Origin of the sequence: Mesorhizobium sp. B2-4-19 (assembly GCF_006441315.1) — a bacterium.
Lineage (GTDB): Bacteria > Pseudomonadota > Alphaproteobacteria > Rhizobiales > Rhizobiaceae > Mesorhizobium.
Genome location: NZ_VFUV01000011.1, coordinates 69,143 through 95,917, shown reverse-complemented (window position 1 = coordinate 95,917; position 26,775 = coordinate 69,143). Strand labels below are relative to the sequence as shown.

Here is a 26,775-nt window from a genome sequence, read left to right as displayed (position 1 = left end):
ATCAGTTGGCGGTCTTGGCCTTGTCCTGCTCGTCCTTGAGCTTCTTGGCGAAGTCCTGGTTGTTCTTGGCAACGAAGTCCTGGAGCTTCTTCTGCCGGTCCTCGATGTCCGACTGCTGCAGCGGAGGGCCGTCATAGGCGCCGCTGAAGCCCTGGAGCGCGATCTTGATCGGGTTGGCCTGGTTCTGGAAATTGATCGAGGTCAGCGTGATCCCCTGCCCCTTCTTGAACGAGGCGACGAGTTGGTCGGTCAGCGGCACTTCGGCCACGCAACGATCCGGAAAGCAGATGACATAGTCGAGCTTTACGGCCTTGCCGGTGTCGATCTGCAGGCCGATGCCGGGAGGCACCAGGCGGCCGGTCGGGACCGTCACCTGAAACACCTTGCGGTTCACCTTGCCCTTGAGTTCGATCAGGCTGACACCGGTGACGAGCTGACCGTTGCCGGCAGTGACGATGTTCTGGACGTTGCAGATATCGACGTCTTCCTGCTTGGTGCAGGCCTTGAACCAGCCCTGAGGGATCTGTTGCTGCTGCTGTGCGGAAGCAGAGGGAAGTCCTGCGCCCAGAAAGCCGACCACGCCTGCGGCCATGACCGAAAGGCGGTACGCATTGCTGTTCAGGCTCGTCATGTCGTGCACTTCCTCTCAAATAATCCCGGAACCGGCTTCTCTACGCCGTGTGGTCCAGCTACCTGTTGCCGAAATGAGGCAACAGAATGACTTCGGACGGCGTGTTACACTGCAAGCGGTGCCGAATCCAGCCCCGCTTACTCCTAATTCTTGATGACACGATTGGCCGGCAATGAGCTGCCTCATGCTACGGTGCGCACCGAATCATCAAGCCGACCTGTTTAGGAGACGGTCATGGGCCGCGTTCTTGTTTGGCTGATCACCGCGATATCGCTTTTCACCCTTTCGCTGCGACCGGCCATGTCGGAACCGAAGCATGCCATCGCCATGCAGGGTGAGCCGGCACTGCCGCCCAACTACACCCATTTCGACTACGTCGATCCCGATGCGCCGAAGGGTGGCAACATCACCTATTGTGTTGTCGGCAGCTTCGACAACCTCAACCCTTTCATCCTGAAAAGCCTGCGCACGACGGCGCGCGGCATGATGGATCTGACCTACGGCAACCTCGTTTTCGAACCGCTGATGCAGCGCAACTACGACGAGCCCTTCAGTCTCTATGGCCTGCTCGCCGACAGCGCGGACATGGATTCCGAGCGCAAGTCGATCGAATTCCATCTCAATCCCGATGCAAAGTGGTCGGACGGCGAGCCGGTGACGCCGGAGGATGTGCTGTTCACCTACGATGTGTTCACCGACAAGGGCCGCCCGCCCTACAACGCACGCATGAGCCTGATCGCCAAGCTTGAAAAGACCGGTGATCACAGCGTGCGCTTCACCTTCAATGACAAGGCCAATCGCGAAACGCCCATGATCATCGCGCTGACGCCGATCCTGCCGAAACATGCCTTCGACAAGGAGACTTTCGACAAGACAACGCTGAAGCCGTTGATTGGCAGTGGACCTTATACCATTTCCCAGGTGGCGCCGGGCCAGCGCATCGTGTTCAAGCGCAACCCCGATTATTGGGGTAAGGATGTCCCGGCCAAGCGCGGCTTCGACAATTACGACCAGATCACCATCGAATATTTCCTCAACGCCAACGCCAAGCTCGAGGCATTCAAGAAAGGCCTCTGCGCCATCGACGACGACGGCGATCCGGTCAAACGAGAGCGCGATCTGGATTTCCCGGCCTTCCACAGGGGAGACGTGGTTTCCGAAACCTTCGATACCGGCATTCCGCCCGTGGTGACCGGTTTCCTGTTCAACACCAGGTTGCCGAAGTTCTCCAATCCGGTGGTTCGGCGCGCGCTCGGCATGCTTTACGACTTCGAATGGGCGAACAAGAACCTGTTCGGCGGCAAATACACCCGCACCATGAGCTACTGGCAGAACTCCGAGCTTTCCGCGCTCGGCCATCCGGCCGACGACAGGGAAAAGGCGTTGCTCGCCCCCTACCCCGGCCGTGTGCCGCCCGACGTCATGGACGGCACCTGGCAACCGCCCGTGACCGACGGTTCGGGCCAGGACCGCAAGGTGTTGAAAACAGCCTTCGATCTCCTGAAAAGCATCGGCTACCGCGTGCAGGACGGCACGATGCTCGATCCCGACGGCAAGCCTTTCGGGTTCGAGATCCTGACCGCTTCGCAAGACGAGGAGCGCCTGGCCGGCATCTATCAGCGCACGCTGGAGAAGATCGGCATCAATGTCAGCATCCGTAGCCTCGACGGCGACCAGATCCAGTCACGCAAGCAGCGCTTCGATTTCGAGGCTCTGATCGGATCCAGTGGCTTCAGCAATTCACTGTCGCCAGGCTTCGAACAGCTCGGACGCTGGGGCTCCGAGGCGGCCAGGGCCGAAGGTTCGTTCAATCTCGCCGGCGTTGCGGATCCGGCAGTCGATGCGGCGATCGAAGCGATGCTGCGCGCCCGCTCGAAGGAGGATTATGTCGCCGCCGTTCGCGTTCTCGACCGGCTGCTGATTTCGGGCAATTACATGGTGCCGATGCAGTACAACACGCAGCAGTGGCTTGCTTACTGGAATTATCTGGAACATCCGAAGAAGACGCCCATATTCGGTTATCAGCTGCCGACATGGTGGCGCAAACCGAACTGAAAATCCGGAGATCGAGATGAGCGAAGCGAACGCCATAACCGTCGATGTGGTGTCGGATGTCGTCTGCCCCTGGTGCTTCATCGGTCAGAAGCGTCTGGACAAGGCGGTTGCCGCGGCCGGCGACGTCGATGTGCGTATACGCTGGCGGCCGTTCCAGCTCGATCCGACCATTCCGCCGCAAGGCAAGGACCGCCGGGAGTATATGCGGGCCAAGTTCGGCAGCGATGAGCGCATTCGCGAGATTCATGCCCGCATCGAGCCGCTTGGCGAGGCAGAGGGCATTTCCTTTGCCTTCGATGCCATCAAGGTGGCGCCGAACACGCTGGATGCGCACCGCCTGATCCGTTGGGCGGGTGCTGCCGGTGAAGCCGTGCAGAACAGGCTGGTCCGCCGTCTCTTCCAGTTGAATTTCGAGGAAGGCGTCAACATCGGCGACCATGCCGTGTTGGTCGAAGCCGCCCGTGAGGCCGGCATGGACGCGTCCGTGGTCGCCACGCTGTTGCCGACCGACGCCGATGTCGAGGCGGTGCGCACCGAGATCGCCACGGCGTCGCGCATGGGCATATCGGGCGTGCCGTGCTTCCTGCTTGAAGGCAAATATGCCGTGATGGGCGCTCAAGACGTCGACACGCTGGCTGATGCCATCCGGCAGGTGGCGGCGGCGAAGGCACGCGGCGAATTGGACAAGGTCGGCTGAAGCCGGTCGTTCCGTAGCCTGCGACAAGACCGTTTCATGTCACTTCTCGGCCGCCGGAAAGGCCGACACGGCCGGGAATCACACATCAAAGGACGGCCCGTTTTCGGGAATTTGGTTGGCCGCAATGAAAAATCGGCCTGCCGGACAAGCCGGAACGAGTCACGAAATCGTGTGAAGACCTTCCCTAAGGGAAGGTGAAGGTGCGCCGTTTCGCTGCCGAGTAAGCATCTGACATTATTATGTTAAATCGACTTTTCTCCGGTTTCCGCGAGGCGCTCGGAAAGTCTGTTCTGTTGCCTTCCCGACACGGCTGGAACTTCAATCTCGCCGACCCCCTACAAAAATTAATGGAAAATGATCAATTGGTGTTACCATCCGTAACAAAACAAAAAAGGTTTGGGCGGGATTGTGATTCGGATCGGCAGACGATCGCAGGAGTCAGTACCGGATGGACTATACCGCGGCGCCGCTGGGCGGTCGCATTTGACGCCGGTATCCTCGATGCGCAGTTTCTGGGGGCTGATGAAGGCCTACTGGTTCTCCGAGCGCTGGAAGGAAGCCTGGACGCTCACCATCGTCATCGCTCTGCTGACGGCGCTTTCCAGCAAGGCCGGCGTCTGGTTTGCCCTGGCATTGGGCGAGTTGGGCAATTCGATTGCCTTCTTCCACGATGCAGCCAACACCAGCCCGCTGCAGGCAATCCTGACCAATGCCGGCATATTGGTTCTGTTGGTCGTGCTCAAGGATGCCGGCTTCACCGGCGTGCGCGGTCTTGTCTCGGCAACCCTGCACCGAAAGTGGCGTGGCTGGCTGAATAGCCAGTTCAACAAGGCTCTGCTCGACGGCAATCACACCCACTTCCATGCTCAGCATGGTTCGCCGGCTGGCGGTATCGTCGCGCCCGACAACATCGACCAGCGCATCCAGGAATCGATCAAGGACATGACGGGCGGGGCGATCGGTCTCGCCATGGGCGTTCTGGGTGTCGCGACCTCGCTCTATTTTATCGGCGAAAACCTGATCGGATCCTCGGTTGAGGTTAAAGGACTGGAGTTCCTCGGCAGTTATGGCAGCGCCGTGCTGGCCTTCCTCGCCGTCGCCATTTACGTGCCGCTGAACACTTGGATTGCCGTCAAGCTTGGCCGCTTGCTCGAGCGGCTCAATATCCGCATGCAGCAGGCCGAGGGCAGCTACCGCAGTGAACTGACGACGTTCCTGCGCCGCAGCTTCCATGTCGCCGCCTCGCATGGCGAAGACGTGCAAAAGTCGATGCACGACAAGCTCTACGTCGATATCGACAAGACCTGGGGCAAGCTCAATGTCGTCAACAATAGCTACACGTCGTTCGAGCTGATCTACAACTTCCTCGGCGCCAGGATCGTCGCCTATGGTCCCGGTCTGGTGTCGTTCATACACAATCGCTTGGACTACAAGGGCTACATAACCGGCTCCGAAATGGTCGCTCAGCTGATCAGCCAGTGCTCGTGGTTCATTCATGTCATGCCCGCCATCGCCACGCTGCGCGCCAACAGCCAGCGTGTCACGGAACTGGCGAACGCGATCGAGAACGTCCAGCATCCGCAGGCGTTCTACAGCCAGACCGGTCAGTCCGACTTCCATTATGCCAGCCAGAACCCGGTTTTCGGGCTGACCATCCAGAAGCTCGAACTGGCGCATCAGGGCGAGGACGCGACACCGTTCCTCAGCGCTGCCAATTTGCGCTTCCGGCGCGGCGAGTGGACGTTCCTCAAAGGCGAATCCGGTTGCGGCAAGACTTCACTGATCAAGGCGATCAACGGCCTTTGGCCTTACGGCCGCGGCACCATTGTCTTCCCCGACGGAGTGAAGAGCTTTTATGCCGCCCAGGAGGTCAAGCTCCAGCAGGTGTCGCTGAAACAGCTGGTCTGCCTGCCGGGCTCCGAGCGCGACCACGGCGATGCGCAGGTCGCGTCCGCGCTGCACAAGGCCGGCCTTGGCGACTTCATCGAGCATATGGCCAATGAAAGCCGTGAAGGCAAAAGCTGGGATCAGGTCCTGTCGGGCGGCCAGAAGCAGAAGCTGGTGGTGGCCCGCATCATCCTGCAGCAGCCGGGGCTGCTGTTCCTTGACGAGGCGACCGGCGCCCTTGACCCGGAAGGCAAGATTGCCTTCCACCAGGCGATCAAGGACAATTGCCCCGATGTCACGGTGATCAGCGTCATGCACGAGGCGGTGGCGCCACGATCGGCTGCCGGCACCGAGTTTTACCATTCGATCGTGTTGATCGCCGACGGCGCCGCCACCAAGAAGCCGCTGGTTCCGACCCTGCCGGTCGAACTCACCACGATTCTGACCCAGCCACGTCCGGTCGAGGACAAATGGCTGCGTTTCTCACGTCGGCTGAAGCAGAAATAACGTTGATTTCACCGCGACTTGCCGGGCAGCGCGGCAGTCGGCGATCACAGTATCGCGATCGGAGTCATCAGGCGCCGTTTTCCTCACTCACCGCGATTGACTCGGCAAGGCGCGCTCCTATGTTGCGCCGGCTTGCTGACAGTCAAACGCGAACCCGCAAGCGGAAAGGTCACCGCGCCATGCCTGGCGACAGTATTAGTCGAACGCAACCGCCGTCCGCCTAGACGTGACCTCACATGGTTCATGTCCTGCCGGACGGCAAGGAGTGAACCATGAACGATTTTTCCCCCGTAGCGGACGACGAGGCCGTCGCCATCGCCCGCATCCTTGCAAACGACCATGTCGCCGACGTGGTCGAGGCGCTCAACCATGAAACGCGCGAAACCGCGGCGGATCTGCTTTGCGCCGTACCGTTCGAGCGGCTGGTCGAGATCTTCGACCAGCCTGAACTCGACGGTGCGCCCGAACTGGCGGAGGCCCTGCCCCGCGCCAAGGCAAGCAAGCTGCTCACGGCCATGTCGGTCGACCGTGCGGCCGATATACTGCGCGAGCTCGATGAGCCGGCACGCTCCGAACTGCTCGGCGCACTGGCGCCGCCGCTGCGTGCCACCCTGCTTTCCATTCTGGGCTATCCCGAAGGCAGCGCCGCGTCGATCATGACGACGGAGTTCGTCAGCGTTCCCTCTGACTGGACCGTCGGGCGCACGCTGGACTACATCCGCAAGGTCGAACGGACGCGCGAAACCGTCTACGCGATCTACATCGTCGATCCGCAAACGCACCTTCTGGTGCGGTCGACCGGCCTGCGCCGGCTCATCACCGGTGAGCCGGACGACCCGATCCTGTCGGTGGCGCCGGACCGTGTGCCGGTGACGGTCACCCCGCTGACCGATCGTGAAACCCTGGCGCAGACGATCTCCAAATACGATCTGCTCGCCGTACCCGTCGTCGACCACGGCAAGATCCTAGGCATCGTGACCATCGACGACATCATCGACACGATGATCGAGGAAACGACGGAGGATGTGCATCGCTTCGGCGGCATGGAAGCGCTCGACGAGCCCTATATGAAGATGAGCTTCCTCGCCATGATCCAGAAGCGCGCCGGCTGGCTGTGCGCCCTGTTCCTCAGCGAGATGCTGACCGCGAACGCCATGCAGAGCTACGAAAGCGAACTGGAAAAGGCGATCGTGCTCACCCTCTTTATCCCGCTGATCATGAGCTCCGGCGGCAATTCCGGTTCGCAGGCGACCTCGCTGGTCATCCGGGCGCTGGCGCTGCGCGAGATTGGGCTGAGCGACTGGTGGCGGGTTGCCTTGCGCGAACTGCCGACCGGCCTGGTGCTGGGATCGATCCTTGGCGTGGTCGGCGTCTGCCGCATCACGCTGTGGCAGTATTTCGGTTTCTACGATTACGGTCCGCATTGGCCGCTGATTGCCGCGACGGTCGGCGCGGCACTGGTCGGCATCGTCACCTTTGGTTCGCTCTCGGGATCGATGCTGCCCTTCGCGCTGAAACGGGTCGGTTTCGATCCCGCCAGCGCATCGGCGCCGTTTGTCGCCACGCTGGTCGATGTCACCGGGCTTGTGATCTATTTCTCGGTGGCGCTGGTCATCCTGCGCGGCACGCTGCTGTAGCCGCATTGCTGTCTCCGCCGCTGGCCATGGCCGGCGGCGGCTTCCGCCTCAGGCTGCCTGCCTCAGGTGGTTCCGTCGACCTTCACGGAGCGAAACGCGCCCGTCACTGCACGCGCTGGCCGTCCTTCACGCGGTAGGTCGGCTTGTACATGGTGACGAGTTCTTCCGCTGCGGTCGGGTGCACGGCCATTGTGCGGTCGAAATCATCCTTGGTCAGGCCGGCCTTCAGCGGAATGCCCAGCAGCTGCGCCATTTCGCCGGCATCCGGCCCCAATATATGGGCGCCGAGCACCTTGCGGGAAGCGCCGTCGACCACCAGCTTTATCAGCATCTTCTCGTCGCGGCCCGATAGCGTATGCCGCATTGGCCGGAAGCTGGCGCGGTAGATTTCGACATCGGCGAAACGCTTGACGGCTTCGTCTTCCGACAGGCCGACAGTGCCGATTTCCGGCTGCGAGAAGACCGCGGTCGCGATCGTGTCGTGGTCGGGCGCGGTCGGGTTGCCCTTGAATGCCGTCTCGACAAAGCACATTGCTTCGTGGATCGCCACCGGTGTCAGCTGCACGCGGTTGGTGACGTCGCCAATCGCCCAGATATTGTCGATGTTGGTGCGGGAGTACTCGTCGACCTTGATCGCGCCGACCTGGGTCATCTCGAGGCCGATGCCTTCCAGGCCCATATTCTCGGTGTTGGGGATGCGTCCGATGGCCAGCATGACCTGATCCACCGTCAGCGTCTGGCCGCTGGTGAGAAGGGCATCGAGCCGGCCGTCCGGCCGCTTGCGGATCGACTCCGATACCGCGTGGCAGAGGATCTTGATCCCCTTCTTTTCCATGGTCTCGTGCAGCATGCGGCGCAGATCCATGTCGAAGCGGCTGAGGATCTCCTTGCCGCGATAGACCAGCGTGGTGTCGACACCGAGCCCGTGAAAGATGTTGGCGAACTCGACCGCGATATAGCCGCCGCCCTCGACCATGATCGCCTTCGGCAGTTCCTTGAGGTCGAAAGCCTCGTTGGAAAAGATGCAATGCTCATGACCGGGAAGCGCTGGATGGGCCGCCGGACGACCACCGGTGGCGATCAGGATCTGGTCGGCGGTGACGGTGCGGTCGTCGTCCAGGAGATGCAGCACATGCGGGTCGACGATCATCGCCCGCGAATGGAAGGTGTCGCCGCCGGCGCCCTCGACATTCTTCTTGTAGATCGCCTCCAGCCGGCTGATTTCGCGGTCCTTGTTGGCCACCAGCGTCTGCCAGTTGAAACTGGCTTCCGGCACCGTCCAGCCGTAGCCGGCGGCATCGGCAAAATGCTCCGGAAATTGCGAGGCGTAAACATAGAGTTTTTTCGGCACGCAGCCGCGGATGACGCAGGTACCGCCAAAACGGTATTCCTCGGCGATGCCGACGCGCTTGCCGAGTGCGGCGGCAACGCGCGCCGCCCTCACCCCACCGGAGCCGCCGCCGATGACGAAAAGATCGTAGTCATAACCGGCCATGAGGCGGCTCCTTGAACGTCGGAAAATGTGCGTGACAGGTAGGCCGCCAAAGGCCAAAAGAAAAGCCCGGACAAGCCGGGCTTCACAGATGGCCGCAAGGCCGCATTTGAAAGCGCAGGATCAGTTCTGCGTGCCGTCGGCGGGAGCCGAACCGTCGGCCGGCGCCGAACCATCTGCCGGTGCAGCGCCATCCGCCGGCGCCGCATTGTCGGCCGGAGCAGCACCATCAGCAGGCGCAGGGGCAGCCTTGGCCTTGGCCTTGGCGGCCGCGGCCAGCGTTTCGCCGACCTGCTGGGCAAGGTCGCGGCCAAGGCCGTTCTGCCAGATGTCGGCAGCCTTGACCAGATCACGCGTCACGGTCGGGCCGCTGTCGAGCAGCTTCTTGCCGGAGTCGGAGTTGTAGAAGGCCGCGATATCGTTGAGTTCCTTTTCGGAAAACACCTTCGCATAGGCAAGGGCCGCTTCCTTCTCGAGATCGGCGCGGCGTGACGCCAATGCCAACGCCTTCTCACTGATCGTCTTGCCGATCAGCTCCTGCATGTCCGGGTTCTTCTGGATGAGCTGCGATTCGAGCGCGGCCGCCGCCTGCGGCAGGATGTTGTCGAACGGGTCGGTCGCATGGATCGCCGCGACCGCAGCGCGGGCCGCCTTCAGGTGCGATTCGGTGACGTCCTGCGAAAACGCCGGCGACGACAAGGCGAAAACGGCCGAAGCCGCCAGAACGACGCAAAGGCCGCGAACCCGGTTATGCAACATCATGGTTGGTAGAACTCCCTGGTTTTCGGGCGGCATGGACGGTTTGGATACCGTCGCCGCCGGCGATGATGGCCGCTGACGCCAGCCCGATGAAAAGACCATGCTCGACCACGCCCGGAATGGCGTGGAGAGCATTCGAAAGCGCTCTTGTATCCGGAATGCGGCCAAAAGATGCATCGAGGATAAAATGGCCGCCGTCTGTAACAAAAGCCTGGCCTCCCGTCATCCTCAATGTAATCGGACCGGAAAGGCCGAGCTCTGCAGCCGCCTTGGCTATGGCGATCTCGGTGGCGCGCAGGCCGAACCGGTTGACTTCGATCGGCAGCGGAAAACGGCCGAGCGTCTCGACCATCTTCGACCGGTCGGCGATGACGATCATGCGCTGCGAGGCCGCCGCAACGATCTTCTCGCGCAGCAGCGCGCCGCCGCCGCCCTTGATCAGGGTCAGTTCCGGGTCGACCTCGTCGGCGCCGTCGACGGTGAGATCGAGCTCGGGCGTCTCCTCCAATGTCGAAAGCGGCACGCCAAGCTCGCGGCAAAGTGCTGCGGTGCGCTCCGAAGTCGGCACACCGATGACGGTCATGCCGGTGGCGACCTTGTCGGCGAGCAGCCGTACGAACTCTTCCGCCGTGGTGCCGGTGCCGATGCCGAGTCGCATGCCGTCGCTGACATGGGCAAGGGCGGCCCGCGCGGCCTCGACCTTCAACTGTCTTGCATCCATGCCGCTTGCTGCCCCGGGGAACCTTGTGTTTCGGGCTCCTAGCATTTTTGCCGGCCGGGTCAAAGCTTTTGACCGTGGTCAAAGCCTTGACCATTGGGCGGCTGTACACTGCTTTGCTTGCCTTGACGCGCCGCAGCCGCTATCGCCTGCCAATGCAAAAACCTGCGCAGGATGGATCATGAGTCGCCCGATCATCGTGTTCGACCTCGACGGAACGCTGATTGACACGGCGCCGGACCTGCTCGACAGCCTCAACCACAGCCTGGCCGCCAGCGAACTCACGGCCGTCGACGAGGCCGGCTTCAGGCGCTTCGTCGGCCATGGCGGCCGCGTGATGATAGAGCGGGCGCACGCCGCCCAGCAGCGCTCGCTCGACGTCGCCGAGCATGACCGGCTGCTAAAACTGTTCCTCGATCACTACACCGACAACATTCCCGGCAAATCGCGCCCCTACCCCGGTGTCGTCGACGCGATCGGGCGTTTCGAGAAGGCGGGCTATCTCCTGGCGATCTGCACCAACAAATACGAAGCCAATTCCCTGGCGCTGATCGAAGCGCTCGGCCTGACCAGGCATTTCGCGGCCATCGCCGGCCAGGACACGTTCGCCTTCCGCAAGCCCGATCCGCGCCACCTGACGGAAACCGTCAGGCTGGCCGGCGGCGACCCGCACCGCGCCCTGATGGTCGGCGATTCGCAAACCGACATCGACACCGCCAAGGCCGCCGGCATCCCAGTGGTGGCGGTCGATTTCGGCTACACCGACCGGCATGTGCGCGAATTCGAGCCCTCGGCGGTGATCTCGCATTTCGACGCTCTGACCGTGGAACTCGCGGAGCGGCTGATCCGCGCGGCGGGACACTGAGCGAACAGCGACCGGCATCCATCGGGACGGCCCGAGGAGCGAAGAATCCGATCGCTGTGAGAACGCCAGACAGCGCCTTGACTTAACCGGCCGGCCTCCCTTATATCGCGGCTCGCTTGGCCTTCGGGCAACGAGCGGGCGATTAGCTCAGCGGGAGAGCACACCCTTCACACGGGTGGGGTCGCAGGTTCAATCCCTGCATCGCCCACCATCCAACCCCCCCGATAACGTTGGATGAATTGGCTTCTGCCAAACCTTCGAAAACTGGCACCGGCGCGTAACCCGAACCTCGGCTCCATGACATCGAGGCTACTAGGTCCCTCCGCTGCACCCTATTGGGTGAGCGGAGTGGAGGCGCAGCGACGGGCGCTGATAAATCGTGCCACATTTACACACCCATCCACGCGCGCGTGCCTCAAATGGGATAGAAGATTCAAGTGCTTACGGGTGGTCGTCCGTAAATTATTGGTGCGGCGCGATTTCGAACCTGAATATTGGCAGGAGCGAAAGCCGAAAAGAATATAAGATTCAAAGTCTTATCAAAAACCATCTCGAGACCTCCTTGCAGCAGAGTCACAAAACCGCCACCAATAAGAAATCGGCAAGCGAATGATTCTCCATAAAATTTTTAATGGAGAACTCTGCCGATGCCCAAGCCCACCACAAAGAAGCCATCACCGTCAATTCCGCCCGAATGGAAGCCAACCGCTTACCTCGCGGCGCTGTATCTCATCGAGCGCATTATCGATCTAGGCATTGACCGTCTCCACGGTCTCTTTTGATGCCTCGGCAGCTTCACGGCCCTCGGGTTGCCGCCAGCGGCTGGGCCGGAGGGGCGTCGTCGCCTTTTTGCCTACCCTTTAAGAGGCTTCGACCTGGAGACCATAGCGAACCAATATCCGTCCGTACTCATTAAGATGATAAGTGGTTCCACTTCGATCGGCATCGTCACCGTCGAACATGGCCAAGCCATTGCCGTTCAGCAGGCCGACGGAAAAGAGGGCATCGGCCACAAGTCGATTTGTCGGGGACCCGGCCTGAAACCTGGGCAGGGTCTTAAGGTCTTCAACAAACGCCCTATCGACGATCTTGGCTACTCGGAGTGCTTTGTCGAGAGGTAGATGTCCCATCGCGGCTGCTGCTATCAAATGGGCTACGATCGCAGGCTTTTCCACATCTTCCATTCGGTCAACTAGCAGCAGAATTTGCTCCCCAAATTCGGCTTTCTTACCCTTTTTCTCTAAGTCAGCGATGAATGCTCTTCGTTTCTCAAGTGGGGTCTTATCGAACGTTTCGAGGAAGGCCGCTACCTTCTTGAGAAAGAGGTAGTCGCGAATAGCGATCCCAGCTCGCGCTATACCAGTGATGGCACCAAAGAACGGAACACCGTCCAGAGCACCCGATGTAATGGCTGCATCAAGGCCGATATCCGCAGATGTCGACGATATATCGACTAGCCTCTCACTGGCAGCTGAATCCGAAAACGCAATGGGCACACTATTAGGGCCTTCGCTCACGACATTCCTAGACATTGCAATTCCTTCAACGGATGCTCTCGGTACCGAAGGCTGTTGGACGGAAGCTAAGCTTCGGGAGGCGCTTTCGGCACTGTCTGCTCCTCTTTTGGTGACATAGCGGCACGGCGCTCGGCAAATATCTCGAGTCGGTCAAGTTGGCCGGAATCGAAATAGTGGTGAATTGTACGATTGGACCCCGTCAAAATGGATAGGAAGCCATCAATGGCGGCATCGAAGTCGACCTTCTCCATGCCGTTGAAGATTGCGATCTGGAATAGAGGTGTATCCTCGGTCCCGTTGTTAATGAAATGGCGGCCCATGAGAGAGCGCATGTTGTTATGAGATTCGCAGCAAAGACTATTGTATATGGAATAATAGAGGTCGTTCAGACCAGCCATCTCGAATCGTGTTTGAATGGTCAGCGGTCTACCTAGACGCGCGAGCTCCCTCTTATGTTCCTCGTATCGAGCAGGTGCATCGCTTTCGATACCCGCTAAGAAGGGATTGGTGCCCTTCATTGCTTCCTGGCAGACCAATTTGAATTGGTGATGATAGTGAGCCTGCATCTGATCTGCGTAAACGGGATCGGATGCCAGGTTCAACAGGTCGACATGAGCCTCAAGGCATGTGCGCAAAATGGCTTCAACGCCTGCGGCGCGGCTAGAGTCTATAAGCGTCACTGCGCTGTCGATTTGCTCGATGATAGTGGCATAAAGCGCCATAATCAGGCGCTCAATCGCATTACCGCGATTGAATTCGGTTACCTTGAGCGCTTCAATTGTTGCGGCAAGCTGTTCTTTTAGCAGCTGATACATGTAATTCGCCTCCCTGCAGCGTCACCTTATAACGCTCCCTCTGGAGATACGCTTCCGTTCAGTCGCAGTAATTCGCTGCTATCGCGCCTCGATGCGGTCGTCGACGCAGAAGGGGAAACGGCCGAGATGGAAAGACTGACAATGCAAGCATGACGACCTGAGGCGTGCGCATGGGACTCCCCAATACCGCAATCACGTATGGCGGGGATTTTGAAGCGCACATCATGGTTCGTTGGCGGACGGCTTTCTCGCGCGCAACCGCAAGTCGATGGACTGCACGGTCCTGCATCCCATCCGGAACCAACCACCGCACCAGCTCGTTTCCTTGCGTCGAAACTTGAGGGAAAACCATGTCCAGATTTCTCGTGGCAACCAGCGTTGCCGTTCTTCTCGCCGCCGGACCGGCTCTGGCGGCGGATGACAAGCCGTTGCCGCCGCCCAATGCCAAGAAGCTGTCGGAGATCCTCGCCAAGGTCGAGCACCGCGACGGTTTTCGCTATGTGAAAGAGGTCGACTGGGACGATGGCGCCTACACCGTCACCTATTACACGTCGGACAAGGCGAAGGTCGAAATTACCTACGATCCGGTGACGGCCGAGCCCAGGTAGGAGCAGCCGGCAGGTATCCAATAGACGGATCCGTTTTTTGCACACGCTCGATGGGCCAATTGGCGCGCCGCAAATTATCCATCCTTGGCGTGTGATATGTACGCAAAGGCGCGGTTGTGCCTTGCGCTATCCTGATGCTTGGGGGCATTGATGCGATCTTCCATCCAAACGAAAGTCTTGCTTGTGCTTGTCATCCTGGCTGGCGGCATGTTTGCGGCGCCTTCGGCGCGCGCGGGCGGGCCATCCTTCGATTGCGCCAAGGCCAGCCTGCCGGCGGAGAAGGTGATCTGTGCCGATCCGCAGCTGTCGGCGATCGATCTGCTGGTCGCCAAGGCCTACAAGGGGTTCGAGCCGGCCTTCGGCGGCGACAAGCGCAAGATCGCCCGCGGCCTGATTGCCGACCGCAATGCCTGCAGGAGCGATACAGCCTGCATCGTCAGCGCGCTGAACAACGCTTTGCAGACCTATGGCAATGCGCCGTCATGGGTGCAGGACTACAACATCGTCCTGATCGGCAAGAAGGCTCTGGATACCGCCGCGCGCAATCCCGGCAACAACGATCAGCCCCTGCCCTCGGCGGTCGGACAATGCGCGTCCACGCACATCGAGACGCTGACCACGCGGCTTGGCGACGATCCGCTGGAAACCGCCTCGCCCGACGCCGGCAGCGCAGCCACCTTCACCAATGGCGGTGGGGCCGTCTCCTATGATCGCGAACCGGGCCTTGCCGCCTCGAAGGTCGGCGAAGCCGTCGTGACGTGCCTGATCGCGATTCCCAGGGATTGTCCCAGGGATGACGACCGCGGCCGGGTCTATTATTCGATCGACCTGGTTGCGAAAGGTTCCTGGGCCTTGCCGGACTCCGAGCATCTGTGCGGCGGCGCCTGATCGGCGTGCTTCACAATCCACGAATCCTGCCAAATCGTCCCGCTCGGTGCCTGCCCTTGCGCCGGATCGTCTTTGGTGGCTGATTGGAACGGTTGACTGCGCCGCATGGGGGGGATGGGCATGGCGATGGCGAAGCATGTAATGATGCGCGTCCTGATGATGCTGGCCGGCTATCTGGTCGCCGTTCTGGTCGGCCTGGTCGCCGTGGCGGCGATCTACGCCGCGCTCAGTTCCCTGCCCAACGCGCCGGCCTATTTCGACATCATGGGCGTCAGCCCGATCGCCGTCCTGGTGGTGCCGCCGCTTGGCATGTTCGTCTACTTCCTGACGATCGTCGTGACCGGGCTGCAGACGCTGATCTTCGCGCTGATCGCCGAGTTCTTCTCGCTGCGCAATGCCCTGATGCACATAGTCTTCGGCGCCGCCGCCGCCGCCGGCGGCTTCTTCCTGATCTGGCCGAGCTCGGCGGAAGACATAGACCCGGAGCGATGGGCCGATATCGGCATCATCGCCGCCGCCGGCCTCGTCGCCGGATTGATCTACTGGCTGATCGCCGGGCGGGAGGCGGGGTTCCGCCGCCCGTTGTCGCAATTCTAAACGATCAGCTCGACGGCGAGCGCACGGCCTCGGTGGCGTCCAATGCCTGCTTCAGTCGCGAATCGCGGTCGTAGACGTCGCTGAAATACTCGACCTTGCCGGACATGTCGGGCCATGCGGTGAAATAGGCGACATAGACCGGAATCTTGCGCGTCACGTCCTCGGTCGAATGTCCGTGCTTCAGTTTTTCGGCGACATAGTCGACCGAGGTGCCGAGCACCGCCGCGGCCATGCCGCGCGGATCCTGCAGCCGCACGCAGCCATGGCTGAGCGCGCGCATGTCCTGCTTGAAGAACGATTTCTGCGGCGTATCGTGCATGTAGATCGCATGCTTGTTGGGGAACAGGATCTTCAGTTCGCCCAGCGCATTGGCCTCGCTCGGCTGCTGGCGCACGCTGTAGGGAATGTTGGCGCCATAGCCGCCCCAATTGACCGCCGACGACGGAATGCGTTTGCCGCGCGAATCCGTCACCTCGTAGCCGGCCCGATCGAGATAGCCGGGATCGCTGCGCAATCTGGGCAGCATCTCATTGACGATGATCGACTGCGGCACGCCCCAATAGGGATGGAAGTCTACCTGCTTGATCTGGTCGTAGAAGAAAGCCGTCTGGTTGGTCACCCGGCCGACGACGACGCGCGTCTTCAGCTTCTCTTCACCGTTGTCGATGTAGCTCGCGGTGAACGCCGGCTGGTTGATGAAGACACGTGGGCTGCCGAGATCGGAAGGCAGCCAGCGCAGTTCCTCCAGCGCCACCTGCACCTTGAGCAGTTTGTCGGCCTTCGACGTGCCGGCCAGCAAGGCGACAGTGCGCGGACCGATGACGCCGTCGCCCTTCATGCCTTCCTTCACCTGCACGGCCTTGATCAGCGGCACCAGCTCGGGGACATAGACCTCGCTGGTCGCCAGCCGCGACAAGAGCTCGCCATAGGTGCCGCCCATGCCGTCATCGAGATTGCGCGCGATCAGCGACAGCAGCTTCGGCAGTTCGGGGCTGGTCTCGCCCGGCTTCAGCAGCAGCTTGGGATCGACGACGATCTCATTTTCGGCACTGGCCTGCAGGGCCTCCAGCTCGACGCGCAGCGCCTGATATTCCGCATTCTGCGGATGCCGCGATTCGAGATAGGTGCGCACTTCTTGTGTATGCGCCAGCGTCTTCAGCACGCCGACCATGTCGAGCGGCTTGGCCGGGAAATCATAGTAACCGGTCATCCGGTTGGGCTCGACACGGCCGTTCTGGGCGTCATGGGCATAGCGCAGGACGCGTGCCGACAGCGCCATCTCGAAGCGCACGAGTTCCCTGAGCTTGGCCGCGTCATCCGTTGAGGCCGAAGTCGTGGCCGGCACATCGACGGTGTAGTCGGCGGGCGCCAGGCCGTAGCTCGCGGCCTCGCCCAGCACCCGCACCGCATCCTCGGCGCGGTTGTTGGGCATGGTTCCGTTCACCCAGATGAAGTCCGGATTGGCCGAGTAATAGGCGATCAACGCCTTGGCGATCTCGGGCTCGGCGTAGAGTTCGTAGTCGCTGAGACCGGCAATGGCATCGTGGAAAGCAGCCCCCGTTGCTGACGGAACGAATGCGGCGTCCTGTGCCGTCGCCGGCTGCGGCGCGGCCGATAGCGTCGAGAAGTCGACGCGAATAAGCTTGTCAGCCTTGTAGGTGTAATAGGACGGGCTGCTGATCTTCGTGCCGCCACCGCCACCAGCCGGGGCTTTGGGTTTGTGCTTTGGCGGAGGCGGAAATTCGCCCTGCGGTTCATGCCTGATGCCGCCGCCGAACAGCATGTCGAAGAGCCCCTGGGCGCCTGCCTGGGGCGCGCCCAGGGCGAGCGTTGCCGCGATTGCCACAACCGGCATCGCGGTTGCTTTTTTACCGAGGAATTTCATGGATCACCCGCTCCGGTCGCAACCGGTTCCCGTTCCGCACGCTGTCTCGCTCACCGCATGGCGGATGTAAGGCGCGACTATACCGATTCATACCGATTTCGTTAAGCTTTCATAAATTTTGGAAAGCCTGTTGCAGAACGGTTTCACAAGATCGTGACGGCTGGAGCGCGGGCGTTCGCTCCAGCCTGGAGAACTCCCCAAAATTCAGGCGTTGGCGCCGCCATCGATGGTCAATGCGGCGCCGGTAACAAAACGCCCCTGCGGACCAGCGAGCCAGGCAACCATGCCGGCGATGTCGTCGGCCTTGCCGAATCGCGGCGTCGCCATCTTCTGGCGCTGATGCTCGGCATGCGGTCCATCCGCCGGGTTCATGTCGGTGTCGGTCGAACCGGGATGGACGACATTGGCTGTGATGCCGCGCGGACCGAGGTCGCGTGCGAGTGCCTTGGTCAAGCCGACCAGTGCCGCCTTGCTGGCGGAATAGGCGCCGAGGCTGGTGTCGGTGACGCGTTCGGCGAGATTGCTGCCGATCGAGATGATCCGGCCGCCCTCGCCCATATGCGCGGCCGCCGCCTTCGAGGCGATGAACGGGGCTCTGAGATTAACCGACATGGTCTCGTCGAAGTCGGCTAACGACAATGTGTCGATGGGTGCCGCGCGCCAGATGCCGGCGCTGTTGACCAATATATCAAGCCGGCCGAAGGCGCCAACGGTCTCATCGACGGCCTTGTCTATCGCCACGGCATCGCGATTGTCCGCCTTGATGGCGATGGCGCGGCCGCCCTTGGCCTCAATCTCGGCGACCACTGCGCGGGCCTGTTCCTCACCATGCACATAGGTCAGCGCGACTTTGGCGCCATCGGCCGCGAGCCTTCGCGCAATCGCCGCCCCAATGCCGCGGCTGCCGCCGGTGACGAGTGCCGCCTTGCCGTTCAAATTGCTGGAAGACATTTGTTTCTCCATTTATGTATCGATTGATACATAAATGTCTGGCAGCCTTGTCCGGCCGCGTCAACTCATTTATGTATCGATCAACACAGAAAAGAAGAACATGTCGGAAAGAGGCCGTCCCCGCACCTTCGATCGAACCGCCGCCCTGCGGCGCGCGATGGAGCTGTTTTGGGCCAAGGGCTATGAGGGTACGTCGATCGCCGAGCTGACCACGGCGATGGGTATCAACTCGCCCAGCCTCTATGCCGCCTTCGGCAGCAAGGAGGCGCTGTTCCTCGAAGCGATAGAATACTACACGCAAGCCGAAGGAACCGAGATCTGGGCCGCCTTGGATAAGGCACCGACGGCATGCCAGGCGATCGAGAACTTCCTGCGGCAGACAGCCAAGGCCTATTCGCAGACCGATCGCCCGCAGGGCTGCCTGATTGCGCTGGGCGCACTGCATGAGGATTCAAGCAGTGGTGCCATCTGCACGGACTTGCGCCGCCGCCGCGCTGAAAATCTTACGGCCCTGCGCAAGCGCCTGGAGCGCGGTGTGGCCGAGGGTGAATTGCCTGCCGACTTCGGCTGCGGCGCAGTGGCGACCTTCTACGCCACGGTGCAGCACGGCATGTCGATCCAGGCGCGCGACGGCGCGTCATGCAGCGCGCTGATGGCAACCGTCACTGGCGCGATGGCTGCCTGGCAAACTCTGGCAGGCCCCGACTGAGCGTGACAAACGCTGGCCATTATGGTGGAAATCCAGCCAAACGTGCGGTCGGGAGGAACAAGCTGTGAAAAAGGGTTATCGTGAACTGCTGGACGAAGCCAACGCCGAGATCGAAGTGGTTTCACCTGAAGAAGCCGCGGGACTGCTCGAGGACGAAGGCACCATCTTCGTCGACCTGCGCGACCCGCGCGAGGTCGAACGCGACGGCAGGATTCCCGGCGCCAGACATGTAACACGCGGCATGCTGGAATTCTGGATCGATCCGGAAAGTCCCTATCACAAGCCGTTCTTCGCTTCGGGCAAGAGCTTTGTGTTCTTCTGCGCCGGCGGCTGGCGTTCAGCGCTCGCCACCAAGACGGCGCAGGACATGGGGCTTGTGCCCGTCAAGCACATCCTTGGCGGCTACACCGCCTGGAAGGCGGCCGGACTGCCTGTCGAGCCCGGCGAGAAGAAGAAATAGCCCCAATGCATGTCGCTCAAGAGTGGTCCCGGTTTTGAGACAACGACATGCATGGAACGAGGATTGCGTCTCAATGCAACCGCGACGGCTCGCGGTGTTCCGCGACGAAGGCAACGGCGCGTTCGACAACGCCCTTGTCCGCAAGGATTCGGCGGTGGCCAAGACCGTCGGCCCAGTGCAGCCGCACATGACCTCCGGCGCCGGCGTAGCGTTTCGCGTGCTCGGCCGGCACCTCGCGATCGTCCGGCGCGTGGATGACCAGCGTCGGCACCGGCGCCTGGGCAAGCTGGCGGTCGCCGGTGAATTCATGCAGCGGCCGGCCGGACAGGTGCTGGACGCGGTCCGCCATCGCCACCTGCGAGCGCGGCCCGACATTGAGCATGCGGCTGAAATCGGCGAAGATCGCCGGCAGGGAGCTGGGTGCGGCGATCAGCACGAGACGTCCGGCCGCCAGGGGTGGAATGCTCTTGACGGAACCGGCAATGGCATTGGCGGCAACAGCGCCGCCGAAGGAATGACCCACCGCCGCGACGAACGGGCCGAACCATTCGCCGGCGACCCGCACCGCGTCGACCGCGTTGACCATGTTCAGGTGCCGGCCCTGCGAATGGCCGTGCCCCGGCAGGTCCAGGGAAACGACCCTGTAGCCGGCGGCGCGATAGCCCTCGATCAAGGCGCGCATATATTCGGTGCGCGAACGCCAGCCATGAACGACAAGCACGGTGCCAAGTGCGGCCCTGCCCGGCTCCGGCCGGAATTCGTGCACCATGACGCAGCCGGTTGCCGTCTTCAGCCGATGATGGCGCGCCTCGGTCATGAACTCGGCGGCCCGGCCGATGGCGCGGCGCTCGCCATCGGTCAACGCCTTTGTGCTCGGCGTGCGGCAGAACAGTTCGAAAGCCGCGCGCCCGGTGATGCGTGGCGCAATATGCTCGGCCGCACCAAATACGCTCCGGATGACCTTCAGCCCGATTGATGCCATAGTGAGAATCCATCCATACGTTCAAGCATGAACATAATAGTTCAAAGATGAACAATAAACAAGAGCTACCCTGGGACAACCCGCGTTTTCGCAACTGGGTCGCGGTGGCGCGCGCCTGCCATGTGCTGGAGCGCACGCTGGCGGTGAAGCTTGCGCCGCTCGACCTGAAGCCGGCGCAGCTCGACGTGCTGATGAACCTCTACCGCCATCCCGGCATGTCGCAGCACGATCTTGCCCGCAAGCTGCTCGTCGGCCGCTCCAACATCACCATGCTTTTGCCGCAGCTGGAGACGCGCGGCCTGCTGCGCCGCGAAGGCGACGAGAAGGACAAGCGCATCCTGCGGCTCGCCTTGACCGAGGCTGGCGAGGCGCTGCTGATGCAGGCGCTGAAAGTGCATATGGCGCTGATCGAGAAAGCGATGAGCCAGTCGACGCCGGAGCAGTGCGACATGATCGGCGAACAGATGCGCAAGATCTATGAGGTGCTGAAGGAGGCCTGACGGCCTTTTCGGTCACTCACCACATGGTTTTCTTCGCCCGCTCCGGCCATTCCTTGTCGTAGGCCTCGCCGTCGATGTTCTTGCGGCTGGTGATTTCGAGGATTTTTCCCGGCGTCGGCAGCGATTTCGGATCGACATGTTTTGCCGGGTTCCAAAGCTCCGACCGCACAATGGCGCGGGCGCACTGGAAATAGACCGAATCGACGTCGATGACGGTCACCGAGCGCGCCGCTTTGCCGTCGACCATGAAGGATGCGCAAAGTTCGGCGTCCGTGGTGATGCGCGCGCGGCCGTTGATGCGCAGCGTCGTGCCAGAGCCCGGCACCAGGAACAGCAACCCGACACGCGGATCCCGGATGATGTTGCGCAGCGAATCGGCGCGATTGTTGCCGCGCCGGTCCGGCATGATCAGCGTCTTCCGATCAACGATACGCACGAAGCCGGCGAGATCGCCGCGCGGCGAACAGTCCAATCCCTCCGGGCCGCTGGTGGCAAGCGCAACAAAGGGCGATGCCTCGATGAAGGCGGCATATTCGGGAATGACGTGATCGAGTTCCTTGATCAGCGAGGCTTCGCCTGGAACGCCGTAGAGCGCCTCGAGCTGTTCGACCGTGGTGATAAGCGGCATCTTTTTCGTCTCCGAACCCCGGCCGGCGCTACTCCAGATGTGTGACGCCTTTACGACGCCGGCTTAGCGATCGCGGCTCAGCCCTTTTTCGGCAAGCTCCGCCAGATAGGCATTCCAGCGCTCATCCTTCTCGTGGCCAAGCGTGTGCAGATAGTTCCAGGTGAAAATGCCGGTGTCGTGGAAATCGTCGAAGGTGATGCGCACCGCATAGTTGCCGACCGGCTCGATCTTCAGGATGGCCACGTTGCGCTTGCCGGGAACCGTCACACGCTGGTCGGGAGAATGGCCCTGCACCTCGGCCGATGGCGAGGCGACGCGCAAAAGCTCCGCCGGCAGTTCGAATGGCTGGTGATTGGGAAAGGTGACCGACAGCAGCTTGCGGTCCTTGGAGACTCGGAGTTCTTTTGGCGCGGTCATGCAGTTTGATCCCGTATCGATTGCCCTTCCCTACGCCGCTTCTCGACAGGGGAAAAGTCTTGATAGACGACCGACACACGGTGTCGGCTCCGGGATGTTACCAAAGATCGAGAAGCGGTATCTTGAATGGCGGGCTGGATCGTATCACATAGCTGTATATAACGATGCCGGTAACGGCCACGGGAAACGCTCGAACATGAACATGATCGACCCCTTCGGTCGCACGATCAGCTATCTTAGAGTGTCGGTCACCGACCGCTGCGATTTTCGCTGCACCTACTGCATGGCCGAGGACATGGCCTTCCTGCCGAAGAAGGACCTGCTGTCGCTGGAAGAGCTGGATCGGCTCTGCGCCGTCTTCATCGAGAAGGGCGTCAGACGGCTGCGCCTCACCGGTGGCGAGCCACTGGTGCGCAAGAACATCATGCATCTGGTGCGCCAGCTCTCGCGCCACCTCGATAGCGGCGCGCTGGAAGAACTGACGCTGACCACCAACGGCTCGCAGCTGTCGCGCTTCGCCGCCGAGCTCGCCGATTGCGGCGTCAAGCGCATCAACGTCTCGCTCGACACGCTGGATGCGGACAAGTTCCACCAGATCACCCGCTGGGGCCATCTCGACAAGGTCATGCAAGGTATCGATGCCGCTCAGGCGGCCGGGCTCAAGGTCAAGCTCAACGCGGTGGCGCTGAAGGATTTCAACGACGCCGAACTGCCCGACATGATGCGCTGGGCGCATGGCCGCGGCATGGATCTCACTGTCATCGAAACCATGCCGATGGGTGAGATCGACGCCGACCGCACCGACCAGTATCTGCCGCTGTCGCTGTTGCGCGCCTCGCTGGAACGCCAGTTCACGCTGACCGACATTCCCTTCAAGACCGGTGGCCCCGCCCGCTACGTCCACGTCGCCGAGACCGGCGGAAAGCTCGGTTTCATCACACCGATGACGCATAATTTCTGCGAAAGCTGCAATCGCGTCCGGCTGACCTGCACCGGCACGCTCTATATGTGCCTCGGCCAGGAAGACGCGGCCGACCTGCGCGCGCCGTTGCGTGCATCCGAAGGCAACGAACTTGTCGCCGACGCGATCGACCAGGCCATCGGCCGCAAGCCGAAAGGCCATGATTTCATCATCGACCGCCGCACCAGCCGTCCGTCGGTGTCCCGGCACATGAGCGTCACCGGCGGCTGATTTTTTCTCCGACTTGGTGCAAGGTTATCTTGGTCTCAAGGCCAAGGGGGCATCGTGCTGCGTCTTTATCGTATCGGCTTGTCGTCGCTGATCACAGTTCTGTCCTTGGCGACGCCCGTCACAACAAGTGCAAACGCCAAGCCCTTCACCTACGTGAATGCTCGCTTCGGCACCGTCTGCACCTTTCCCGATGAGATATTCACCGATCGTCAGCCTGAGCCGGAAAATGGCGACGGACAGGTTTGGCTGAGCGCGGATGGCGCCAGCCTGACCTGCTCCGGCATCCTCAACGTCGATGACGACACGCCGAAAGGCTTTGTCGCCGATGAAAAGGCGAGCAAGGAACCTGGCTATGCCGTTGCCTACAGCAAGACCGGCAAGAACTGGGCGGTGCTGTCGGGCATGAAGGATGGAAAGATCTTTTATGAGCGGCGCCTGTTCGGCAGAGATGGCGTCATCCGCACCGTCTGGATCGATTACCCGCCAGCCCTGAAGTCGAAATACGACCCGCTGGTCGGCGCGATTGCCGGCAGTCTGAAGGGACAGTGAGTATTTCGGATCACACCCAGAAAAAGTCTTGTCCGCGAACCGCCGCCGGATTTACGGCCACGTTGTTCCGGCCTAGCCTTCCCCTGAAAGCGGCTCTTCGCTGACAGGGGGAAACGTCATGCGCAAATTCATTCTTTCTCTTGCATTGCTCGGCCTTGCGGCCATGCCCGCGGCAGCTCAGTCGATCGGCGGAACCTACACCGTCGCCGGCACCAATTTCGACGGATCGAAATATGATGGCGAAGCCACCATCACGCTGACCAGCGGGACGACGTGCGCGATCCACTGGGAGACTGGCGGTTCTTCGTCCGATGGCATCTGCATGCGCAACGACGATGCATTCTCCGCCGGCTATGTCATGGGCAAGGACATCGGCCTCGTCGTCTACAAGGTCGAGGATGACGGGTCGCTGCATGGCCTGTGGACCATCGCCGGCAAGGAAGGCAACGGCACCGAAGTGCTGACGCCGAAGAAATAGACATCGGCAGCCGGTACCTTCCGGGAGGCGAAGCCGCCTCCCGACCAGATCCGCGCCGAATTGAGGACGTGGTTTCACGCCGGCGATGACGAATACCCCGGTCCTGGCCCAGCCCTTTGCCATTGCTGTTTCGTGGCGGGCTGTTACAGGCGTGCTTCACAAGCAACCGGTAGATGTCTTGCCTCTTTCCCCAAATCTTCGCGGCGCGTTGTTCATGATGGTGGCGATGGTTGGCTTCACGCTCAACGACGCCATCACCAAATACTCTTCGCAATCGATGAACATGGCGCAGGTCATGCTGATCAGAGGAGCCTTTGCCTCGCTCTTCGTCGGCCTGCTGGCCTTGCAACGCGGCGCGCTTTTGCGGCCGCGCCTGATGCTGCAGCCGCTGGTGGCAATCCGCGTGCTGGGCGAAGCTGGCGCCACCGTGTCATTCCTGGTGGCGCTTGCCCATTTGCCGATCGGCAGTGTCTCGGCCGTTCTTCAGGCGCTGCCGCTGGCGGTGACGATGGCTGCCGCGCTGTTTTTCGGCGAAGCGGTCGGCTGGCGACGCTGGCTGGCGATCGCAGTCGGTTTTGCCGGCGTACTGGTCATCGTGCGGCCCGGCTTTGATGGCTTCAGCCTCTATTCCCTTTGGGCGCTGGCCAGCGTCGCCTGCTGCACCGTGCGCGACCTCGCCACCAAACGCATCCCCCAAGCCATACCGACCATGCTCGTCTCGACCGCGACCGCGCTGGCAATGACCGTCGTCGGCGCGGCGCTGTTGTCGCCGATGGGTGGCTGGACGCCGATGACCGGCAAAAGCACGGCGCTGCTGGCGCTGGCCGCGGTGCTGGTGCTCATCGGTTATCAATTCATCATCATGGCGATGCGCTCGGGCGAGATCTCCTTCATCGCGCCGTTCCGCTACACCGCGCTCCTCTGGTCCATCCTGCTTGGCTTGATCGTCTTCGGCGACATTCCGGACATGCCGATGATCGTCGGCGCGACAATCGTCGTCGGCTCGGGTCTCTATGCGCTTTATCGCGAGCGGGTGGTCGGCCGGCGAAGGATCGTCGCCGAAACCACCGGACCGGCCATGGCGCCGGATGGAATCTAGCCGGGTCTTGTGATTTCCGGCGGCTGGCGTACAGGCTCGATGCATGAGGCGAGATATTGCAGGGATCGTTCTGGCCGGTGGCCAGTCAAGGCGGATGGGAGGCGGCGACAAGAGCCTGTTGCCGCTCGGCGGCGGCAGCGTGCTTGACCAGGTCCTGTCGCGCTTTGGCCCGCAGATCGAAACCCTGGCGCTGAGCGCCAATGGCGACCCCGAACGCTTTTCCCGTTTCGGACTGCCCGTGCTTGCCGACACCGTTGAAGGCTTTGCCGGGCCGCTTGCCGGCATTCTGACCGGCCTCGAATGGGCGGCCGCTGGCACACCTTGCAAAGCAGTCGTCACCGCCGCCGGCGACACGCCTTTCCTGCCGCTGGACCTGGTCGCGGGTCTGGCGGCGGCAGCCGGCGAACATCCGGGTTCAATCGCCGTCGCCTCCTCGGCCGGCCGGCTCCACCCGACCTTCGCGCTGTGGCCGACGGACTGTCGCGACGCCTTGCGGCATTTCCTGGTCGATGAGGACAACAGGCGCGTTTCGGCCTTCATCGAGCGCCATGGCCATGTCGAGGTGGAATTCCAGGTCGTGCAATTCGCTGGCCGGCCGCTCGATCCTTTCTTCAACATCAATGTGCCGGACGATCTTGCCCAGGCCGCGCGCCTGTTGCAGAGCATCATGTCATGAACAGACGCGTCTTCGGCATCACCGGCTGGAAAAACTCCGGCAAGACCACCCTCACCGAAAAGCTGGTCGCCGAGCTTGTGCGGCGCGGCTGGAAGGTCTCGACGGTCAAACACGCCCATCATGATTTCGACATCGACAAGCCGGGCGCCGACAGCTTCCGCCATCGGCAGGCCGGGGCCATCGAAGTCGCGATCGTGTCCGGCAACCGCTGGGCGCTGATGCATGAATTGCGTGGCGAGGATGAGCCGCCACTGGAGAGCATCCTCTCGCGACTCGCCCCATGCGACATCGTGCTGGTCGAAGGCTACAAGCGCGAATCACACCGCAAGATCGAAACGCGGCGGCTGGAAGCGAAGGACCGGGCGCCGCTTTCAGCAGGCGATCCCAATATTGTCGCCATCGCCGCCGATTTCGACGTCACGGACGAGAGCCTGCCGGTATTCGACCTCGACGACGTAAAATCGATAGTCGACTTCATCGAGCGCACCACCGGCCTCGTTGCTTGAGATGTAACGTAGCGGCAGAACCGCATTGCCGATTTCGGTGGTTTTGCAGTTGCTTTTTTCTTGGAAAGAG

Annotated in this window: 28 protein-coding genes and 1 tRNA gene; 18 read left to right on the top strand and 11 right to left on the bottom strand. The window is 61.6% G+C overall.

Going from position 1 to position 26,775, the window contains the following annotated elements; genetic code table 11:
- Window position 1: 1 nt before the first annotated feature.
- The gene (locus FJ546_RS19430; RefSeq protein ID WP_027046833.1) at window positions 2–631 is read right to left on the bottom strand and encodes an invasion associated locus B family protein; all 630 of its coding nucleotides are present in this window, start codon (window positions 629–631) and stop codon (window positions 2–4) included.
- A gap of 234 nt (window positions 632–865) precedes the next feature.
- On the opposite strand from FJ546_RS19430, the gene FJ546_RS19425 reads away from it, so the two are divergent.
- The 4 genes from FJ546_RS19425 (at window position 866) to mgtE (ending at window position 7,414) form a co-directional block, all read left to right on the top strand.
- Window positions 866–2,686: an extracellular solute-binding protein gene (locus FJ546_RS19425; protein ID WP_140890802.1), complete on the top strand. Its 1,821-nt coding sequence runs from the start codon at window positions 866–868 to the stop codon at window positions 2,684–2,686.
- Window positions 2,687–2,702: 16 nt separating this feature from the next.
- A complete protein-coding gene (locus FJ546_RS19420; protein ID WP_140890801.1) occupies window positions 2,703–3,383 on the top strand; it encodes a DsbA family protein in 681 nt (226 codons plus the stop codon).
- Window positions 3,384–3,884: 501 nt separating this feature from the next.
- Entirely contained in the window at window positions 3,885–5,777 is a 1,893-nt protein-coding gene (locus FJ546_RS19415; protein WP_181168002.1) for an ABC transporter ATP-binding protein/permease, read from the top strand.
- 272 nt (window positions 5,778–6,049) lie between these two features.
- Window positions 6,050–7,414, top strand: coding sequence for a magnesium transporter (mgtE, locus tag FJ546_RS19410; RefSeq protein WP_140890799.1), 1,365 nt, complete (start codon window positions 6,050–6,052; stop codon window positions 7,412–7,414).
- 103 nt (window positions 7,415–7,517) lie between these two features.
- On the opposite strand, the gene gor is transcribed toward mgtE, so the two are convergent.
- The 3 genes from gor to rpiA all read right to left on the bottom strand — a co-directional run bounded on the left by gor (window position 7,518) and on the right by rpiA (window position 10,386).
- On the bottom strand, window positions 7,518–8,909 hold the full coding sequence (gor, locus tag FJ546_RS19405; RefSeq protein WP_140890798.1) for a glutathione-disulfide reductase: 1,392 nt from the start codon (window positions 8,907–8,909) through the stop codon (window positions 7,518–7,520).
- 120 nt (window positions 8,910–9,029) lie between these two features.
- Window positions 9,030–9,668, bottom strand: coding sequence for a DUF2059 domain-containing protein (locus FJ546_RS19400; protein ID WP_140890797.1), 639 nt, complete (start codon window positions 9,666–9,668; stop codon window positions 9,030–9,032).
- Window positions 9,655–10,386, bottom strand: coding sequence for a ribose-5-phosphate isomerase RpiA (rpiA, locus tag FJ546_RS19395; RefSeq protein ID WP_140890796.1), 732 nt, complete (start codon window positions 10,384–10,386; stop codon window positions 9,655–9,657). Before rpiA ends, FJ546_RS19400 begins: the two co-directional genes overlap by 14 nt.
- 178 nt (window positions 10,387–10,564) lie before the next feature.
- Here rpiA and FJ546_RS19390 point away from each other — a divergent pair, with 178 nt between their 5' ends.
- Together FJ546_RS19390 and FJ546_RS19385 are read left to right on the top strand one after the other, a co-directional pair.
- A complete protein-coding gene (locus FJ546_RS19390; protein ID WP_140890795.1) occupies window positions 10,565–11,248 on the top strand; it encodes a phosphoglycolate phosphatase in 684 nt (227 codons plus the stop codon).
- 136 nt (window positions 11,249–11,384) lie between these two features.
- Window positions 11,385–11,459, top strand: a tRNA-Val gene (locus tag FJ546_RS19385).
- A 649-nt stretch (window positions 11,460–12,108) separates the two neighbouring features.
- On the opposite strand, the gene FJ546_RS19380 is transcribed toward FJ546_RS19385, so the two are convergent.
- Together FJ546_RS19380 and FJ546_RS19375 are read right to left on the bottom strand one after the other, a co-directional pair.
- Window positions 12,109–12,780 (bottom strand): hypothetical protein, encoded by a 672-nt coding sequence (locus FJ546_RS19380; RefSeq protein WP_140890794.1) that lies wholly within the window; start codon window positions 12,778–12,780, stop codon window positions 12,109–12,111.
- 50 nt (window positions 12,781–12,830) lie between these two features.
- The gene (locus FJ546_RS19375; RefSeq protein ID WP_140890793.1) at window positions 12,831–13,580 is read right to left on the bottom strand and encodes a DUF5677 domain-containing protein; all 750 of its coding nucleotides are present in this window, start codon (window positions 13,578–13,580) and stop codon (window positions 12,831–12,833) included.
- Window positions 13,581–13,930: 350 nt separating this feature from the next.
- Between FJ546_RS19375 and FJ546_RS19370 the strand changes: the two genes are divergently transcribed.
- The 3 genes from FJ546_RS19370 to FJ546_RS19360 all read left to right on the top strand — a co-directional run bounded on the left by FJ546_RS19370 (window position 13,931) and on the right by FJ546_RS19360 (window position 15,673).
- Entirely contained in the window at window positions 13,931–14,188 is a 258-nt protein-coding gene (locus FJ546_RS19370) for a PepSY domain-containing protein (RefSeq protein WP_095774432.1), read from the top strand.
- A 150-nt stretch (window positions 14,189–14,338) separates the two neighbouring features.
- Window positions 14,339–15,076: a lysozyme inhibitor LprI family protein gene (locus FJ546_RS19365; RefSeq protein WP_140890792.1), complete on the top strand. Its 738-nt coding sequence runs from the start codon at window positions 14,339–14,341 to the stop codon at window positions 15,074–15,076.
- 120 nt (window positions 15,077–15,196) lie between these two features.
- Window positions 15,197–15,673 carry a hypothetical protein gene (locus FJ546_RS19360; protein WP_140890791.1) on the top strand — a complete coding sequence of 159 codons (477 nt, stop codon included), beginning with the start codon at window positions 15,197–15,199 and terminating at the stop codon, window positions 15,671–15,673.
- 4 nt (window positions 15,674–15,677) lie between these two features.
- On the opposite strand, the gene FJ546_RS19355 is transcribed toward FJ546_RS19360, so the two are convergent.
- Together FJ546_RS19355 and FJ546_RS19350 are read right to left on the bottom strand one after the other, a co-directional pair.
- Entirely contained in the window at window positions 15,678–17,558 is a 1,881-nt protein-coding gene (locus FJ546_RS19355) for a murein L,D-transpeptidase (RefSeq protein ID WP_140890790.1), read from the bottom strand.
- Window positions 17,559–17,762: 204 nt separating this feature from the next.
- Window positions 17,763–18,509: a 3-oxoacyl-ACP reductase family protein gene (locus FJ546_RS19350; RefSeq protein WP_140890789.1), complete on the bottom strand. Its 747-nt coding sequence runs from the start codon at window positions 18,507–18,509 to the stop codon at window positions 17,763–17,765.
- Window positions 18,510–18,609: 100 nt separating this feature from the next.
- On the opposite strand from FJ546_RS19350, the gene FJ546_RS19345 reads away from it, so the two are divergent.
- Both FJ546_RS19345 and FJ546_RS19340 read left to right on the top strand, forming a co-directional pair.
- Window positions 18,610–19,218 (top strand): TetR/AcrR family transcriptional regulator, encoded by a 609-nt coding sequence (locus FJ546_RS19345; protein WP_140890882.1) that lies wholly within the window; start codon window positions 18,610–18,612, stop codon window positions 19,216–19,218.
- Window positions 19,219–19,282: 64 nt separating this feature from the next.
- Window positions 19,283–19,678 (top strand): rhodanese-like domain-containing protein, encoded by a 396-nt coding sequence (locus tag FJ546_RS19340; protein WP_140890788.1) that lies wholly within the window; start codon window positions 19,283–19,285, stop codon window positions 19,676–19,678.
- Window positions 19,679–19,748: 70 nt separating this feature from the next.
- Here the strand turns inward: FJ546_RS19340 and FJ546_RS19335 are convergent, their stop codons facing one another.
- On the bottom strand, window positions 19,749–20,660 hold the full coding sequence (locus tag FJ546_RS19335; RefSeq protein WP_140890787.1) for an alpha/beta hydrolase: 912 nt from the start codon (window positions 20,658–20,660) through the stop codon (window positions 19,749–19,751).
- Window positions 20,661–20,707: 47 nt separating this feature from the next.
- On the opposite strand from FJ546_RS19335, the gene FJ546_RS19330 reads away from it, so the two are divergent.
- Window positions 20,708–21,160 (top strand): MarR family transcriptional regulator, encoded by a 453-nt coding sequence (locus FJ546_RS19330; RefSeq protein ID WP_019858112.1) that lies wholly within the window; start codon window positions 20,708–20,710, stop codon window positions 21,158–21,160.
- 16 nt (window positions 21,161–21,176) lie between these two features.
- Here the strand turns inward: FJ546_RS19330 and FJ546_RS19325 are convergent, their stop codons facing one another.
- On the bottom strand, window positions 21,177–21,788 hold the full coding sequence (locus FJ546_RS19325; protein WP_140890786.1) for a pyridoxamine 5'-phosphate oxidase family protein: 612 nt from the start codon (window positions 21,786–21,788) through the stop codon (window positions 21,177–21,179).
- Between the two features lie 63 nt (window positions 21,789–21,851).
- A complete protein-coding gene (locus FJ546_RS19320) occupies window positions 21,852–22,205 on the bottom strand; it encodes a DUF971 domain-containing protein (RefSeq protein ID WP_010909462.1) in 354 nt (117 codons plus the stop codon).
- A gap of 196 nt (window positions 22,206–22,401) precedes the next feature.
- Between FJ546_RS19320 and moaA the strand changes: the two genes are divergently transcribed.
- The 6 genes from moaA to mobB all read left to right on the top strand — a co-directional run bounded on the left by moaA (window position 22,402) and on the right by mobB (window position 26,705).
- Window positions 22,402–23,397, top strand: coding sequence for a GTP 3',8-cyclase MoaA (gene moaA / locus FJ546_RS19315; RefSeq protein WP_140890785.1), 996 nt, complete (start codon window positions 22,402–22,404; stop codon window positions 23,395–23,397).
- Window positions 23,398–23,451: 54 nt separating this feature from the next.
- Entirely contained in the window at window positions 23,452–23,946 is a 495-nt protein-coding gene (locus tag FJ546_RS19310) for a hypothetical protein (RefSeq protein WP_181167995.1), read from the top strand.
- 118 nt (window positions 23,947–24,064) lie between these two features.
- The gene (locus FJ546_RS19305; protein WP_140890784.1) at window positions 24,065–24,424 is read left to right on the top strand and encodes a hypothetical protein; all 360 of its coding nucleotides are present in this window, start codon (window positions 24,065–24,067) and stop codon (window positions 24,422–24,424) included.
- A gap of 178 nt (window positions 24,425–24,602) precedes the next feature.
- Window positions 24,603–25,523: a DMT family transporter gene (locus FJ546_RS19300; RefSeq protein ID WP_140890783.1), complete on the top strand. Its 921-nt coding sequence runs from the start codon at window positions 24,603–24,605 to the stop codon at window positions 25,521–25,523.
- A 43-nt stretch (window positions 25,524–25,566) separates the two neighbouring features.
- Window positions 25,567–26,199 (top strand): molybdenum cofactor guanylyltransferase MobA, encoded by a 633-nt coding sequence (gene mobA, locus FJ546_RS19295; protein ID WP_140890782.1) that lies wholly within the window; start codon window positions 25,567–25,569, stop codon window positions 26,197–26,199.
- Window positions 26,196–26,705 carry a molybdopterin-guanine dinucleotide biosynthesis protein B gene (gene mobB, locus FJ546_RS19290; protein WP_140890781.1) on the top strand — a complete coding sequence of 170 codons (510 nt, stop codon included), beginning with the start codon at window positions 26,196–26,198 and terminating at the stop codon, window positions 26,703–26,705. The genes mobA and mobB overlap by 4 nt, the downstream gene beginning before the upstream one ends.
- Window positions 26,706–26,775: the final 70 nt, after the last annotated feature.